The 15,993-nt window shown below is 41.9% G+C and carries 10 protein-coding genes; 5 read left to right on the top strand and 5 right to left on the bottom strand.

Going from position 1 to position 15,993, the window contains the following annotated elements:
• Positions 1–55 precede the first annotated feature (55 nt).
• Together hemH and C9J41_RS01625 are read left to right on the top strand one after the other, a co-directional pair.
• Positions 56–1,033: a ferrochelatase gene (gene hemH / locus C9J41_RS01630; protein ID WP_107287078.1), complete on the top strand. Its 978-nt coding sequence runs from the start codon at positions 56–58 to the stop codon at positions 1,031–1,033.
• Between the two features lie 147 nt (positions 1,034–1,180).
• Positions 1,181–2,485, top strand: coding sequence for an inosine/guanosine kinase (locus tag C9J41_RS01625; RefSeq protein ID WP_107205559.1), 1,305 nt, complete (start codon positions 1,181–1,183; stop codon positions 2,483–2,485).
• Positions 2,486–2,563: 78 nt separating this feature from the next.
• Here the strand turns inward: C9J41_RS01625 and asnB are convergent, their stop codons facing one another.
• The 5 genes from asnB to nagB all read right to left on the bottom strand — a co-directional run bounded on the left by asnB (position 2,564) and on the right by nagB (position 9,435).
• Positions 2,564–4,234, bottom strand: a complete 1,671-nt coding sequence (asnB, locus tag C9J41_RS01620) for an asparagine synthase B (protein ID WP_107205560.1) — start codon at positions 4,232–4,234, stop codon at positions 2,564–2,566.
• A 320-nt stretch (positions 4,235–4,554) separates the two neighbouring features.
• Positions 4,555–6,147 (bottom strand): cation:proton antiporter family protein, encoded by a 1,593-nt coding sequence (locus C9J41_RS01615; protein WP_107245596.1) that lies wholly within the window; start codon positions 6,145–6,147, stop codon positions 4,555–4,557.
• Between the two features lie 115 nt (positions 6,148–6,262).
• The gene (locus tag C9J41_RS01610) at positions 6,263–7,477 is read right to left on the bottom strand and encodes an ROK family protein (RefSeq protein ID WP_107205562.1); all 1,215 of its coding nucleotides are present in this window, start codon (positions 7,475–7,477) and stop codon (positions 6,263–6,265) included.
• Positions 7,478–7,479: 2 nt separating this feature from the next.
• On the bottom strand, positions 7,480–8,616 hold the full coding sequence (nagA, locus tag C9J41_RS01605) for an N-acetylglucosamine-6-phosphate deacetylase (protein ID WP_107294122.1): 1,137 nt from the start codon (positions 8,614–8,616) through the stop codon (positions 7,480–7,482).
• Positions 8,617–8,634: 18 nt separating this feature from the next.
• Positions 8,635–9,435: a glucosamine-6-phosphate deaminase gene (gene nagB, locus C9J41_RS01600; protein ID WP_107205564.1), complete on the bottom strand. Its 801-nt coding sequence runs from the start codon at positions 9,433–9,435 to the stop codon at positions 8,635–8,637.
• 257 nt (positions 9,436–9,692) lie between these two features.
• Between nagB and nagE the strand changes: the two genes are divergently transcribed.
• The 3 genes from nagE (at position 9,693) to glnS (ending at position 15,966) form a co-directional block, all read left to right on the top strand.
• Entirely contained in the window at positions 9,693–11,183 is a 1,491-nt protein-coding gene (nagE, locus tag C9J41_RS01595; protein ID WP_107245595.1) for an N-acetylglucosamine-specific PTS transporter subunit IIBC, read from the top strand.
• A 170-nt stretch (positions 11,184–11,353) separates the two neighbouring features.
• A complete protein-coding gene (locus C9J41_RS01590; RefSeq protein ID WP_107205566.1) occupies positions 11,354–14,017 on the top strand; it encodes a beta-N-acetylhexosaminidase in 2,664 nt (887 codons plus the stop codon).
• 284 nt (positions 14,018–14,301) lie between these two features.
• Positions 14,302–15,966: a glutamine--tRNA ligase gene (gene glnS / locus C9J41_RS01585; RefSeq protein WP_107205567.1), complete on the top strand. Its 1,665-nt coding sequence runs from the start codon at positions 14,302–14,304 to the stop codon at positions 15,964–15,966.
• Positions 15,967–15,993: the final 27 nt, after the last annotated feature.

Here is a 15,993-nt window from a genome sequence, read left to right as displayed (position 1 = left end):
GATTAATATTTTTTGATCAGAAAGCTTGGTTTAGGACAGATAAGAGCGAAAACCGATGAATAAAGACAATAAAAAATACGGTGTATTGTTAGTTAACTTAGGTACGCCTGATGCACCGACGGCGGCTGGGGTGAAACAATTTCTATCTCAATTTTTACACGATCACCGTGTCGTCGATATGACTCGCTGGTTATGGTGCCCCATTTTACACGGCGTAATTTTGCCGATTCGCTCACCGAAAGTTGCTAAATTATATCAATCTGTTTGGATGGAAGATGGCTCACCATTGATGGTGTATTCAAAACGCCAACAAAAAGCATTAACAGAGATACTTCAAGCCCCAGTTGAACTGGGTATGACTTATGGTAACCCGAGTACTCAGGCTGGTTTGGAGCGTCTAAAGCAGCAAGGTTGTGATAAGGTTTTAGTTTTACCGTTATATCCTCAGTATTCAGGTACTACCACAGCTGCTGTATTTGATCGTATTGCGAAAGACTTAAAGTCCATATCGTATATCCCAGAGTTGCGCTTTATTAATCATTATTACGATCACCCTGATTATATTTCAGCGTTAGCCGAGACGGCTAAAACGGTGTGGGCAGAAAAAGGCGAGCCTGATTACTTATTATGTTCATATCACGGTATTCCTAAACGTTATGCTGATAATGGCGATCCGTATCCCGATCATTGTAATGGTACAACGGAGCTATTAGCGAAGATGCTTGAGATGCCGCGTGAAAAAATGAGCATGAGCTATCAGTCTATTTTTGGACGAGAAGAATGGTTAAAACCGTATACGGAAGGCACGATAAAATCATTGGCTGAGAAAGGCGTAAAACGCCTTGATGTTATGTGTCCTGCGTTCTCTGTTGATTGTTTAGAAACCCTTGAAGAAATTGCAGAGCAGTGCAAAGAAGTGTTCATTGAAGCGGGTGGGGTAGAATTTAATTTGATCCCTTGCCTTAATGATAGCCAGGCACATATTACAATGATGGAAAACTTGGTGAAACAACATGTTCAAGGTTGGGAATAGTCAGTTTTTATTCTGTAACTTACATTGACGATAACGTTTACGCTCTCATTTGTGTTGATATATCTCAAAACCAATGAGAGCTTTTGCTTTTATGTTCTATATTCTGTGATAGAATTCGCAAAATTTACAACTTGATAGCGCATAGACATGAAATTTCCAGGCCAACGAAAATCTAAGCATTACTTTCCGGTACATGCTCGCGATCCACTTTTAAGTCAAACGAAACAAGAGAAGCGTCTAGCACGTACTCATGTTGTAGGTATTGACCAAACATTGGTAGATATTGAAGCTTATGTGGATGATGAATTCCTGGAACGCTATGAGTTAAGTAAAGGCCATTCTTTGGTTATTACTGATGAAAAAGCAGAAGCGCTATATCAAGAGCTAAAAGAGAACAACCTTGTTACTCACGAGTTTGCTGGTGGCACGATTGGTAATACGCTACACAACTATTCTGTGTTAGCGGATGATAAATCTGTTCTTTTAGGCGTGATGAGTAAAGACATTGAGATCGGTAGCTACGCGTACCGTTACCTTTGTAATACATCAAGCCGCATGGATATGAACTACCTTCAACCTGTTGACGGTCCTATTGGTCGTTGTTTTGCTCTTATTTCAAAAGACGGTGAACGTACCTTCGCTATCAACGAAGGTAAGATGAACCAACTTGAACCTGATAGCATTCCTGAACATGTGTTTGAAAATGCGTCTGCACTTGTGTTAACGGCGTATTTAGTGCGTTGTAAGCCTGGCGATCCTATGCCAGCGGCAACAATGCGCGCCATTGAATATGCGAAAAAATACGATGTACCCGTGGTATTAACATTAGGTACAAAGTTCGTTATTCAAGACGATCCACAATGGTGGCGCGACTTCCTTCGTGATCATGTAACAGTTGTTGCAATGAATGAAGATGAAGGTGAAGCGTTAACTGGTGAGTCTGATCCGCTTGTAGCAGCTGATAAAGCATTAGAATGGGTTGATCTTGTTCTTTGTACTGCAGGCCCTGTAGGTTTATATACCGCAGGTTACACTGATGATAACGCTAAGCGTGAAACAAGTTTACCGTTACTTCCAGGTGATATTGCTGAGTTTAACCGCTATGAATTTAGCCGACCAATGCTTAAAACGGCGTGTGAGAATCCAATTAAGGCGTATTCACATATTGCTCCTTATATGGGCGGTCCTGAGCGTATTAAGAATACTAACGGTGCTGGTGATGGTGCACTTTCAGCATTACTGCATGATATGTCTGCAAACCGCTACCATAAAGAAAACGTGCCGAACTCGAGTAAGCACCAACATTCTTTCCTAACTTATTCATCGTTCTCACAGGTTTGTTTATATTCAAACCGTGTAAGCTACGAAGTCTTGGCTCAGTATTCTCCACGTTTATCTCGTGGTCTGCCAGAGCGTGAAGATAGTTTGGAAGAAGCATACTGGGAACGTTAAGTTTCATATAGATATAAAAAAACCGCCAACACATTTTAGTGCTTGGCGGTTTTTTATTAGCTGCAGTTTAGAGCAAACTTATTTTTTATAAGCTTCGTTATGTACAGCTGCTACTGCACGACCTGATGGGTCTGCTGCGTTCTTAAAGCTCTCATCCCATTCAATCGCTTTTGCACTTGAACAAGCAATCGATGGACCACCCGGTACACATTTTGCCGCACTTTCTAGCGGGAACAACTCTTCAAAGATCTCACGGTATGCGTAACCTTCTTTGGTTGTTGGTGTGTTGTAAGGGAAGCGGTAAGCCGCTGTTTCAAGCTGTTGATCCGTTACTTTTTCTTCAGCCACTTCTTTTAGCGTATCAATCCAGCTGTAACCTACACCATCAGAGAACTGCTCTTTTTGACGCCATGCGATAGATTCTGGTAAGTAGTGCTCAAAACACTCACGTAAGATGTGTTTTTCCATCTTACCGTTACCACACATTTTATCTTCAGGGTTCAGACGCATTGCCACATCGATAAATTCTTTATCTAGGAATGGTACTCGGCCTTCAACACCCCATGCCGCTAACGATTTGTTTGCTCGTGCACAGTCAAACATGTTCAGAGCAAGCAATTTACGTACAGTTTCTTCATGGAACTCTTTCGCGTTCGGTGCTTTATGGAAGTATAAGTAGCCACCAAAGATTTCATCTGCACCTTCACCAGAAAGTACCATCTTGATACCCATTGCCTTGATTTTACGACCCATTAGGAACATTGGGGTAGAAGCACGAATGGTTGTCACATCGTAAGTTTCAATGTGATAAATCACATCACGGATAGCATCTAGACCTTCTTGAATCGTGTAAGTCATTTCATGGTGAACGGTACCAATTTTATCTGCAACTTCACGCGCTGCTTTTAAATCAGGGGCACCTTCAAGACCCACGGCAAAAGAGTGAAGTTGAGGCCACCATGCTTCAGATTGGTCATTATCCTCAATACGCATTGCAGCAAAGCGTTTTGCCACAGCTGATGTAATTGATGAATCTAAACCACCTGATAGTAGTACACCGTAAGGTACATCTGTCATTAACTGACGCTTAATAGCGGCTTCTAATGCTTCAGTTAATTCTTCTTTGCTGGTTGAGTTACCTTGTACGGCTGCGTATTCATTCCAATCACGGGTGTAATACCGTTGTGGCTCGGCATCAGCACTACCGTAGTAACAACCAGGAGGGAATTCACTCACTGTTTTACACACAGGTACCAGCGCTTTCATTTCTGATGCAACATAGTAGTTACCGTTTTCGTCAAAGCCTTGGTACAACGGAATAATACCAATGTGATCACGACCTACAAGGTAAGTATCTTTTTCTTCATCGTACAGTACAAAGGCGAAAATACCGTTAAGCTCTTCAAGTAACTCTTCGCCCATATCTTGGTATAGCGCAAGAATAACTTCACAATCTGAATCTGTTTGGAAATCGTATTTACCTTCATAGCGAGCACGGATTTCTTTGTGGTTGTAGATTTCACCGTTAACCGCAAGAATTAATTTTTTATCTGGGCTATATAGCGGTTGTGCACCACTGTTTAAGCCAACAATCGCTAGACGCTCATGCGCAAGAATGGCATGTTCTGATGCATAAATACCTGACCAGTCTGGGCCGCGGTGACGAAGCTTTTTCGACATTTCTAATGCGATAGGACGCAATGCTGCTGCGTCGCTTTTAATGTCTAGGATCCCAAATACAGAACACATAGTAATACCACTCCAACGTTATCTTTTTATATCCATAAATCTTAGAAACACAGATGTAACCGAAAGGTTTATATAATGAAAATAAAACTTTTTATTTATGTGCGTTTCTCTTTGATTGTTAAAATTGCGTACTCTGAAGTAAATTGCAATAAAAAATCTTCAATCCATTAAAATAAAACGCCTTAGGTGAATATCATTCATTAAAATCGCCTTTAACTGAATTAAATCTAATTTGTTTGGCTTTTTGTTTAAAAAAAATAAACAGTAGTTGTTACCACTGTTTATTTTTTGCTGCGAAATAAGGGGGCGTACTTATAGGATTATGATTTGATTGCTGTTATGTCTGGCTTTAAGTGATCACATACATTACGAGCAAAACCACTGCCAGCCTCATTGAAGATGTTGAAGACGGCATCAATACCTTGTTCATACAGTAACTCTTCATCATCATTGTACTGAGCAATTGCTGCTATTTTACCTTGGAAATGACGAGCTTTAATTTGCTCCAAGGCATAAACATTCGCCTGACTATGAGGCATTGCTAATAAAATAAGAGTTATACGTTCTTTGCTGATCACCCGCGCCCAAAAATCAGGATCAGTCGCATCGCCTTGAATAACATTACGTCCTTCTTTGCGTTGCTTCTCTGCGGATTCCTCTCGGGTTTCAACGCCTATGATTTGCTTGCCGTAACGTGCTTGTAACTCATCATATGCCCCCGTGCCTATTCGACCCATACCAAGAATTAACACTTTTGATTGTCCAAGATCGATCAGTTTGTCATCGGCGTTGAGTTTTTCTGGTTCAAATTCTTTTAGCCATTTTGATGCTTCTGTATAAAGTTTATGGCTCACGCTGTTGAGAGGGGCTGCGAGCAAAAATGAAAAAGAAACGGCAATAGCGATAGCCACTAAAAAAGTACCCGGTAATAGTCCTAGCTTATAAGCCACACCACCGACAATTAAACCAAACTCGCTGTAATTAAATAGTGTTAACGTCGCGAGCATTGAGGTACGGACACGGTAACGACACAAATGGAATATGCCGTAGTACAACATGCCTTTAAGCGGTAATAAGAGTAGTAAAACAAATGCCATCAGTAACCCATTAAGCGTCGGGGTTTCTGACAGGCCAATATTTAAGAAAAAGCAAACAAGTAACAGCTCTTTAAAGTTAAAGAGTGATTTTGCCATTTCAGAAGACTTACTGTGTCCTGCCATTAGCATCCCGATCAATAGCGCACCCAAATCAGGCTTCATACCAACCAGTTTAAATAATCCTGCACCGAGCACTAGCGCAAGAGTAATGGCATAGAGTACCAGTACTTCACCGTGACCTGCTTTGTCTAAGATCTTGTATAGGATAGGGCGAATTAACGGTAGGGCGAAAAGTCCAAGCGCATACACTTCTGGCATTTTTCCACTTGAGATAGTCAAGAATATAACGGCGAAGATATCTTGCATGACCAGAATACCGATAGAGACGGTACCGTACTTTGCATTTAACTCGCCTTTTTCTTGTAACAGCTTAATGGCAAATACTGTACTGGAAAAAGACAGCGCAAACCCGATAAGAATTAATTGGCTTAACGCCATGTCGCTGAACATGGTTAAACCAAGCTGTTTTAATACCAATAAACAGAGGGTAAATAAGGTTGTTGATAAGAGATTATGTAAGGTAGCACCACCCCAAACTTCTTTTTTAAGTAAGGACTTCACATCCAGCTTTAAACCAATGGTAAAAAGAAGCAGTGTTACCCCTAAGTTAGCTAAGGTTTCTAAAGTAGGTGTAGAAGTAAAGCCAAAACTGTTAAGACTAAAGCCTGCAACAAGAAAACCCACAAGAGGGGGGAGTTTGCAACGTAGAGCAATAAAACCAATGATAAAAGCGGTAAGTATGTAGATAAATTCCATATCTTGTACAACATCCTTGCAAGATAACAATCTGGAGAAATAGTGTGAAGCTGATGAGATTAGGGGCGTATTAAATCAATACGCCCCTTTGCTCTGAATTTATATGGTGCTGTGATTAGTCTTCTAATAGAAGCTGTAATAATACACCGTTTAACATGGCGCGTTTGATCATTGAAAATGCACCTATGGTCGGCTGGTTATAAAGCTCAGATGCAACAACCGGTAAGTCATGATGAAATCTTGAGAGTGATTGTGTTTCAACACAACGTCGAATCGCTGGAAAAACAATCTCTTGGGCATGAGTAATGTTACCCGCAAGAATGATTTTTTGAGGGTTGAACAAATTGATGGTCATCGCAAGAGCTTTGCCCAATTGATTTCCAACTTTTATCAACGCTTGGGTTGCTAACTCATCACCATCATTTGCCGCATTACAAATCGCAAGCATTGTTATATCTTCAAGCGCTTGTAATGAACTTGGATAGCCTTGGTCGAGCAAATGTTGAACATTTTTAACTATTGCGGGATCGGCTGCGACTGTTTCTAAACAACCAAAATTACCGCATTGGCATTTATCGCCTAAAGGATCGATTTGAATATGGCCGATCTCGCCCACGTTACGGTTAAAGCCCAAGAATACTTGACCATTAACAATAATACCGGCACCTGTACCGTTGTGAACACTGACTAGAATTGAGTCTTTACAATCGCGGCTTGCACCGAAGTAATGTTCAGCTAGCGCTAGGCCTCGAATATCATTACCGACAAAACAAATAACACCGAATTGTTTTTTAATAATGTCAGCTAATGGAAAGTCATCAATTTCAATATGTGGCATATATTCCACAATACCATGCTCAGGGTTCACTAAGCCGGGGAGCGTAATACCAAATGCAACCAATTCTTTCATTACATTTTGGTTATTACTGATGAAATTTTGGATATGCTCAAGTAAACCATCAATTAAGGCTTGTTGGCTGGTATAAGAAAATGGGTGAGCGGTACCTGTTATATGGTTACCACTTAAATCATAAAGGGTTATTTCAATGTAATTTCGACCAATACGCACCGCAATAGAATGAAATGCTGCTGATTCAGTTGTCAGCGATATTGCCCGTCTACCGCCGGTTGATGCTTGTTGCGCGACCTCTTTGATTAGGCCGCGCTCAAGTAGTTGGCGGGTTATTTTAGTAACACTGGCAGGAGCAAGCTGACTAACATCAGCCACCTGAATACGTGAAATAGGGCCCTGCAAGTCAATCAAGCGATAAACAGCTGCACTGTTTAGCTGTTTTACGAGATCAACATTACCAATTTGTCCGCCTGTCATAATTAGCTCTGTTTGTATTCACCATTAACAATTGTCGCCTGAACATGATAATCGCGATCAAACACAGTAAGATTTGCTACCATGCCTTTTCTTATAGCCCCAAGTTTCTTGTCTACACCAATAGCGCGAGCAGGATAAAGTGTGGCCATACGAATCGCTTCGTCCAAGGCGATACCTACATGTTCAACACTATTTTGAATTGCTTCAATCATTGTCAGTGCTGAACCACCAAGTGTGCCTTCTTCAGTTACACACATGCCGTTTCGGTAATATACCTTTGTCCCAGTAAAAAGAAAGCTATCGATGTTTGCACCTGCTGGAGCTGTGGCATCGGTCACTAAAACTAAACGCGTATTCTTCATTTTATGAGCCATGCGGATATTGGCATAGTCAACATGGAAACCGTCAGCAATAACGCCTGTATAGATTTCACTGCTATCGTAAATAGCGCCAACTAGACCTGGCGAACGACCTTCTACTGGACTCATCGCATTGAATAAATGCGTAGTAAAACTAATACCGAGATCGAAGCCTTGTCTTGCTTCTTCGTATGTCGCATTACTGTGTCCTGCCGATACGACAATACCTGAATCAATCAGTTTCTCAATATGCTCAGGTGAATTCAGTTCAGGTGCGAGAGTGACTTTAGTAATAACATCAGCATTATCACACAAGAACGCAATCATATCGTCACTCGCTGGACGAATGAAATCCGGGCGGTGAACCCCTTTCTTTACAACATTAATATAAGGGCCTTCTAGGTGTAGGCCTAATGCTTGATTGTGGTATTTTGCTTGATAGTCACGAATAGCTGAAACTGCACGTTTCATGTCTTCGTCGGGGGAGGTGATAAGCGTAGGGAGAAAGCTAGTACAACCTGATTTTAGGTTGGCTTGGTGCATAATATCAATGGCTTCGGCGGTGGTTTCATTGTTGAACATCACCCCTCCACAACCATTTAATTGTAAGTCAATAAAGCCAGGAGAGAGGTTTGCACCATGAAGATCGATAGTGTCGATGCCATCGAGTAAATGATTAATCGGGCAGATTGCATGAATGTTCACGCCGTCAATAATGACGGCGTGGTTATTCAGCACTTCGCTACCGGTAAAAATATTACAGTTGGTAAGCGCGTACATGAATATTCCTTAATAGGATTAAAGGTGGTTAATATTTTCCGCTTCTAGTTCTTGGAAGTACTTAACGGTCTTCACTTTTAGCTCTTGAGTTGATGGCTCATCACAAACAATCATTGATTTAGGATGTAGCTGCAGTGCAGATACTGTCCATAGGTGATTGACACTGCCTTCAACCGCAGCTTGTAGTGCCTGTGCTTTGTTGTGGCCAGTGATAAGGATCATGACTTCTTCAGAATCAAGCAGAGTACCAACACCGATAGTTAGCGAGTACTTAGGTACTTGGTTGATATCGCCATCGAAGAAGCGAGAGTTAGCAATACGCGTTTCGTGCGTTAGTGTTTTGATTCGTGTACGAGATGCTAATGATGATGCTGGCTCATTGAAAGCAATGTGGCCGTCGTTGCCTACACCACCCATGAATAGGTTGATTTTACCGTAAGATTTGATCTTATCTTCGTAACGTTGGCACTCAGCAACGTGATCTTCTGCGTTACCGTCAAGAAGGTTAATGTTCTCTTCTTGGATGTCAACGTGGTTGAAGAAGTTGTTGTACATGAAGTTACGGTATGATTCTGGGTGATCTGCAGGCATGCCTACGTACTCATCCATGTTGAAAGTAACAACATGTTTAAAGCTTACTTCACCAGCTTGGTATAGCTCGATAAGACGTTTGTAAGTTGCAAGTGGTGTACCACCAGTTGGTAGACCCAATACAAATGGACGCTCAGCTGATGGTTCGAATTTATTGATACGATCTGCGATGTAGCGAGCTGACCATAAACCAACATCTTTAGCGTTATTTAGCGGGATTAGTCTCACGTTGATACCTCGTTGAAGAAAGTTAAAACAGGAAAAATCTTAGCGACATAGCGCCTTTGTTTCGAATGATAAAATAAGTTTTATGATCGAGCTAGCAAAATCACTCAGTTCTAACCTCCGTCGGTGATTGAGATCACAAATGATGAGCTTTTAATTTGCGGGGCGAAATTAATTTCTTAAACTGCGAATAACTTAATACAGATAGCTTATAAACAGTTATTTAATTACATCTAAGAAAACCATAGGGGGAACTAAGGGTGAATATTCTTGGATATTTTCAAAAAGTAGGTAAGGCATTAATGGTGCCAGTTGCAGTACTTCCTGCAGCGGCAATCTTAATGGGTATCGGTTACTGGATTGATCCGAACGGCTGGGGTGCAAACTCTGCATTAGCTGCTTTCTTGATCAAGGCTGGTGCGGCAATTATTGATAACATGTCTGTACTGTTTGCAGTGGGTGTTGCATACGGCATGTCTAAAGATAAAGATGGTGCAGCAGCACTTTCTGGTTTTGTAGGTTTCCTTGTGGTAACAACGCTTCTTGCACCGGGTGCAGTCGCGCAAATCCAAGGTATTGACCCAAGCGCAGTTCCAGCTGCATTTGGTAAAATCAATAACCAATTCGTAGGTATCTTAGTCGGTATCGTATCAGCTGAGTTGTACAACCGTTTCTCAAACGTAGAACTACACAAAGCACTAGCGTTCTTTAGTGGTAAGCGTTTAGTACCAATTCTAACATCTATTGCTGGTATCGTTATTGCAGGTATCTTGATGGTTGTTTGGCCATCAATTTACGGCGGTCTAGTACATTTTGGTGAAAGCATCCAAGGTATGGGTTCTGTAGGTGCGGGTCTATACGCATTCTTCAACCGTCTATTGATTCCTGTAGGTCTTCACCACGCACTAAACTCAGTATTCTGGTTTGACGTAGCAGGTATTAACGATATTCCTAACTTCCTAGGCGGCGCGAAATCAATCGCTGAAGGTACAGCAACTCCAGGTGTCACTGGTATGTACCAAGCTGGTTTCTTCCCAATCATGATGTTTGGTCTACCAGGTGCGGCACTTGCGATGTACCACACTGCGAAAGCGAAGAATAAAGAGCGCGTAGCATCTCTACTACTAGCTGCTGGTTTTGCATCATTCTTCACAGGTGTTACTGAGCCGCTAGAATTTGCATTCATGTTCCTAGCACCAGTACTGTACGTAATTCACGCAGCACTAGCGGGTCTATCTGTATACATCGCAGCATCTATGCAGTGGATTGCAGGTTTCGGTTTCTCTGCAGGTCTAGTTGATATGTTCTTGTCATCACGCAACCCACTAGCTGTTCAGTGGTATATGCTGATTGTTCAAGGTATTGCATTCTTCTTCATCTACTACTTTGTATTCCGCTTCGCGATTGTTAAGTTCAACCTTAAAACGCCTGGCCGTGAAGACGACGAAGAAGAGACTTCATCAGTTGCAGGTTCTGCAGAAACTAGCGAGCTAGCGAAGCAGTACTTAAAAGCACTGGGTGGTCACGGTAACCTAGAGAACATTGATGCTTGTATTACACGTCTACGCCTAACGCTAAAAGACAGCAGTCTTGCTAACGAGAAAACGTTAAAAGCACTAGGTGCGATGGGTGTAGTTAAACTAGGTTCAAATAACCTTCAGGTTATCCTTGGCCCTCTAGCTGAAATTGTTGCTGGCGAAATGAAGAAAATCCCAGCGTCAGAAGATCTATCTTCTGTAAAACTTCCATAATTACCTGAATTCTTCAGTAATTAAGTAATACCGCAAGACCTTTAATAAAACCGGCCTTATTATTTTCAAACATGGAATGATAGGGCCGGCATTTTGAGTACCCAACGTTTGGGCTCGTATTGATTTTCTCTTCACTTTTTTAGAGAGATATCGGGAGAAAGGAATATATCATGACTATTAAACTTACGGCGTTAGCATCTTTTATTGCATTAGCGGTGACGGGTTGTGCAAGTAAAGGAAACAATGATCAAACTGTAGTAAATAACCTAGCGTCAAACCTAGATCTTAACTACGAAGTCGCTATTCAGCACGGTGCAGAAGAAGGCTTGCCATGTAAAACACTGGGTGCGGAATGGGCATCATGTGATTTGATTAATTTAACGCTGGAAAATAAAGGTCCAGCGGTGACGAATAAAGATTGGAAAATTTACTTCAGCAGTATTCGTCAAATCCTAGAAGTGCAGAATGATCAATTCAAAGTTACTCATGTAACAGGTGATCTACACACACTAGAGCCAACAGATAAGTTCGATGGTTTTGCTGAAGGTGAAAAGGTTGTTATCCCTTACATCGGTGAATATTGGACTTTATTTGAAAATGATTACATGCCTCGTGCATATGTAACAGCAGGTAATGCAGAACCAAAAACAATTGTTAGCACAGATACAGCTAACCCTGCAGATTACTTAACGCCATTAAAAGGCGATCAATTTAAGCGTGTTAAAGCGGATAATAACGTATTAGCGACACCAGAAACACGTTTTGAGAAAAACAGCGATGTAAACTTAGTGGCTTCTGAAGAAGTAGCTGGCACTATTTTACCTACACCGCTAAGTACTAAATTAACTGGCGATACTGTTTCTCTAGCTAACGGTATTAAGATCGACAACCTAACGCTACCTGCTGACATGATGGCTGCAGTAGAGGCTCGTTTAGCACAGCTTGGTGTGAACGCGCAGGGTGAATACCCAGTAAAAGTAACAATTTTACCGGGTTCGTTTAAGAAGGATCAGCAAATTGTTGGTGCTTATAAGCTAGACGTAACTAAGAAGGGCGCCACCGTTACTGGTTTTGATAACCAAGGTGCGTTCTACGGTATGCAGTCTCTGATCTCACTGATGTCTACCGGTGCAGATAACAGCATTCCAACATTAAATGTATTGGACGCACCACGTTTTGATTATCGTGGTGTAATGGTTGATGTGGGTCGTAACTTCCACTCTAAAGAAGCGATCCTACGTACGCTAGATCAAATGGCAGCGTACAAGATGAACAAATTCCACTTCCACCTATCTGATGATGAAGGTTGGCGTATCGAAATTCCGGGTCTTCCAGAATTGACAGAAATCGGTGGTAAGCGTTGTCATGATTTATCAGAAACAAGCTGTCTTCTTCCTCAACTAGGCTCAGGCCCAACATCTGAGAACGATGGTTCAGGTTTCTACAGCAAGCAAGATTACTTAGATATTCTAAAATATGCGAAAGCACGTGGTATCGAAGTGATCCCTGAAATTGATATGCCAGCTCACGCGCGTGCAGCGGTGGTAGCAATGGAAGCGCGTTACAAGCGTCTAGCTGCTGAAGGCAAGATGGATGAAGCGAATGAATATCGCTTGATGGATCCACAAGATACGTCAAACGTAACGACAGTACAGTTCTACGATAAGCGTAGTTTTATTAACCCATGTATGGATTCGTCAGCAAAGTTTGTTGATAAAGTCATTACTGAAATTCAAGCAATGCATAAAGACGCGGGTATGCCGCTAAATACATGGCATTTCGGTGGTGATGAAGCGAAGAACATCAAGTTAAATGCAGGCTTCCAAGATATTAACGCTGCAGAGCAAACAGCTTGGACGGGTTCAATTGATCAATCTAAGCAAGATAAGCCATACCAAAAATCACCAATGTGTCAGAAATTGATCGCAGAAGGTGTGGTAAGTGATTACGATCGTCTACCAAGCTACTTTGCTGAGCGTGTAAGTGCTGTGGTTAATAGCAAGGGTATTGAGAATTTCCAAGCATGGCAAGATGGCTTGAAGTACTCGAAAGATGCGAAAGCATTTGACACAGATAACGTACGTGTGAACTTCTGGGACGTTCTATACTGGGGTGGTGGTGCATCTGCATACGAGTGGGCTAACAAAGGCTATGATGTTGTAGTATCAAACCCAGATTACGTATACATGGATATGCCATATGAAGTAGATCCATCAGAGCGCGGTTACTACTGGGCAACACGTGCAACAGATACACGTAAGATGTTTGGTTTTGCACCTGCAAACTTACCTCAGAACGCAGAAACATCACTCGATCGTGATGGCAATGGCTTTGCAAGTAAAGGTACGGTTGAATCGAAAGGCTTCCACGGTCTGTCTGCTCAGCTTTGGAGTGAAACTGTAGGTAACGATGATCAATACGAGTACATGGTATTCCCTCGCGTACTAGCAGCGGCTGAGCGTGCATGGCACAAAGGTGAGTGGGAAAATGAGTACCAAGCAGGTGTTGAATACTCACAAGACTCAAACCTTGTGGACAAGAAAGCCCTTCACAACGAGTGGGAGCGTTTTGCTAACGTTCTTGGTCAACGTGAACTAGCTAAACTTGATGCGGCAGGTATTCAGTACCGTGTACCAGTACCTGGTGCAAAAATTGAAAATGGTAAACTTGCAATGAACGTAAGTATGCCTGGCTTAGCACTACAATACTCAACGGACGAAGGCAAAACGTGGAACACTTACAATGCGAAAGCACAACCAAGTGTAACGGGTAAAGTTGAAATCCGTGCAGTAAGCGCAGACGGTAAACGTTTCAGCCGTGTAACATCACTATAAGTTACGATGTAAACACGCTTTAACTGTTAAAATATCAGCCGGTGAAGGGAAACCTTCATCGGCTTTTTTTATTAAGTTAGATAAAAATCATGGCTATCAAATTAATGGTCATGTTTTTAATGCGCCTAATTAGGGCATTAATGTATAGTGGTAGGATACAAACTCCGTTATTACGGGGCTTTTTTATCCATATCGACAAACAATGCATACTATTTGTTGAGTCATGAGCCATATTTATGGATCATATACAGTTCTCAATCCTGTAAGCACACGAGGTGTAATTGATGAGTGAATCTGAAGCTCGTCCAACTAACTTTATCCGCCAAATTATTGATGCGGATTTAGCAAGTGGCAAACATACAAGCGTACATACCCGATTCCCGCCGGAGCCGAATGGTTACCTGCATATCGGCCATGCTAAATCTATTTGTTTGAACTTCGGTATTGCTCAGGACTATCAGGGTCAATGTAATCTTCGTTTTGATGATACTAACCCTGAGAAAGAAGACATCGAATACGTTGAGTCTATTAAGAACGATGTTAACTGGTTGGGCTTTGAGTGGAGCGGTGATATTTGTTATTCATCAAACTACTTCGATAAGCTATACGGGTTCGCAATTGAATTAATTAATAAAGGCTTAGCGTACGTTGATGAGCTAAGTCCAGAGCAGATGCGTGAGTACCGTGGCACATTAACTGAGCCAGGTAAGCATAGCCCATACCGCGATCGTAGCGTTGAAGAAAACTTAGCTCTATTCGACAAAATGAAGAACGGTGAGGTTGAAGAAGGCAAAATGTGTCTTCGTGCGAAGATCGACATGGCATCACCATTTATGGTTATGCGCGATCCAGTGATCTACCGTGTACGTTTTGCGACTCACCATCAAACGGGTGATAAGTGGTGCATTTACCCAATGTACGACTTCACACACTGTATTTCTGATGCGCTAGAGGGCATTACGCACTCTATTTGTACCCTTGAGTTCATGGACAACCGTCGTCTATACGATTGGGTTCTTGAAAACATCACTATCGATTGTACACCGCATCAGTATGAGTTTAGCCGTCTAAACCTTGAATACACTGTGATGTCGAAGCGTAAGCTGAACCAACTTGTGACTGATAAATTGGTTAATGGTTGGGATGATCCACGTATGCCAACTATTTCTGGCCTGCGTCGTCGTGGTTTCACACCGGCATCTATGCGTGAGTTCTGTAAGCGTATCGGTGTGACTAAGCAAGACAACACTATCGAGATCAGCTCACTAGAATCTTGTATTCGTGACGATCTAAACGAAAACGCACCACGTGCAATGGCGGTTCTTGATCCTGTTAAAGTTGTGATTGAAAACTTTGATGGTGAGACAGAAATGCTTACTGTCGCTAATCATCCGAATCAACCTGAAATGGGTTCGCGTGAAGTGCCATTTAGCCGCGAGCTATACATTGAGCGTGAAGATTTCCGCGAAGAAGCGAATAAGAAATACAAGCGTTTAGTATTAGGTAAAGAAGTTCGCTTACGTGGCGCCTATGTGATTCAAGCGGATCGCATCGAAAAGGATGCGGAAGGTAATATCACCACAATTTTCTGTTCTTACGATAAAGATACATTAGGTAAGAACCCAGCAGATGGTCGTAAAGTAAAAGGTGTTATTCACTGGGTATCAGCAGAAGCGGGTATTCCAGCAGAAATTCGTTTATACGATCGCCTATTTACAGTACCAAACCCTGGTGCGGCAGATGATTTTGTATCAGTGATCAACCCTGACTCTCTAACAGTAGTTAACGGTTTCGTTGAACCATCATTGGTTGCTGCTGAAGCTGAAAAAGCTTACCAATTTGAGCGTATGGGTTACTTCTGTGCAGATAACAAAGACTCAAGCCCTGAGCATTTAGTCTTCAACCGCACAGTCGGCCTTCGTGATACTTGGGCGAAAATTGGCGACTAATTCAGTCTCTGATTTCAGCTAATAAAA

Source organism: Photobacterium sp. GB-50, from assembly GCF_003026755.1.
In the GTDB taxonomy this organism is placed as follows: Bacteria; Pseudomonadota; Gammaproteobacteria; order Enterobacterales; family Vibrionaceae; genus Photobacterium.
Note: the sequence above shows the minus strand (reverse complement) of the source record. Positions and strands in the feature narration are given on the sequence as shown.

What these genes read in the sequence shown, in the direction of transcription:
- nagA (WP_107294122.1), bottom strand. Translation starts at nt 8,616, where the DNA reads ATGTACGCGCTTACCAACTGTAATATTTTTACCGGTAGCGAAGTGCTG.
- C9J41_RS01625 (WP_107205559.1), top strand. Translation starts at nt 1,181, where the DNA reads ATGAAATTTCCAGGCCAACGAAAATCTAAGCATTACTTTCCGGTACAT.
- asnB (WP_107205560.1), bottom strand. Translation starts at nt 4,234, where the DNA reads ATGTGTTCTGTATTTGGGATCCTAGACATTAAAAGCGACGCAGCAGCA.
- glnS (WP_107205567.1), top strand. Translation starts at nt 14,302, where the DNA reads ATGAGTGAATCTGAAGCTCGTCCAACTAACTTTATCCGCCAAATTATT.
- C9J41_RS01610 (WP_107205562.1), bottom strand. Translation starts at nt 7,477, where the DNA reads ATGACAGGCGGACAAATTGGTAATGTTGATCTCGTAAAACAGCTAAAC.
- C9J41_RS01615 (WP_107245596.1), bottom strand. Translation starts at nt 6,147, where the DNA reads ATGGAATTTATCTACATACTTACCGCTTTTATCATTGGTTTTATTGCT.
- C9J41_RS01590 (WP_107205566.1), top strand. Translation starts at nt 11,354, where the DNA reads ATGACTATTAAACTTACGGCGTTAGCATCTTTTATTGCATTAGCGGTG.
- hemH (WP_107287078.1), top strand. Translation starts at nt 56, where the DNA reads ATGAATAAAGACAATAAAAAATACGGTGTATTGTTAGTTAACTTAGGT.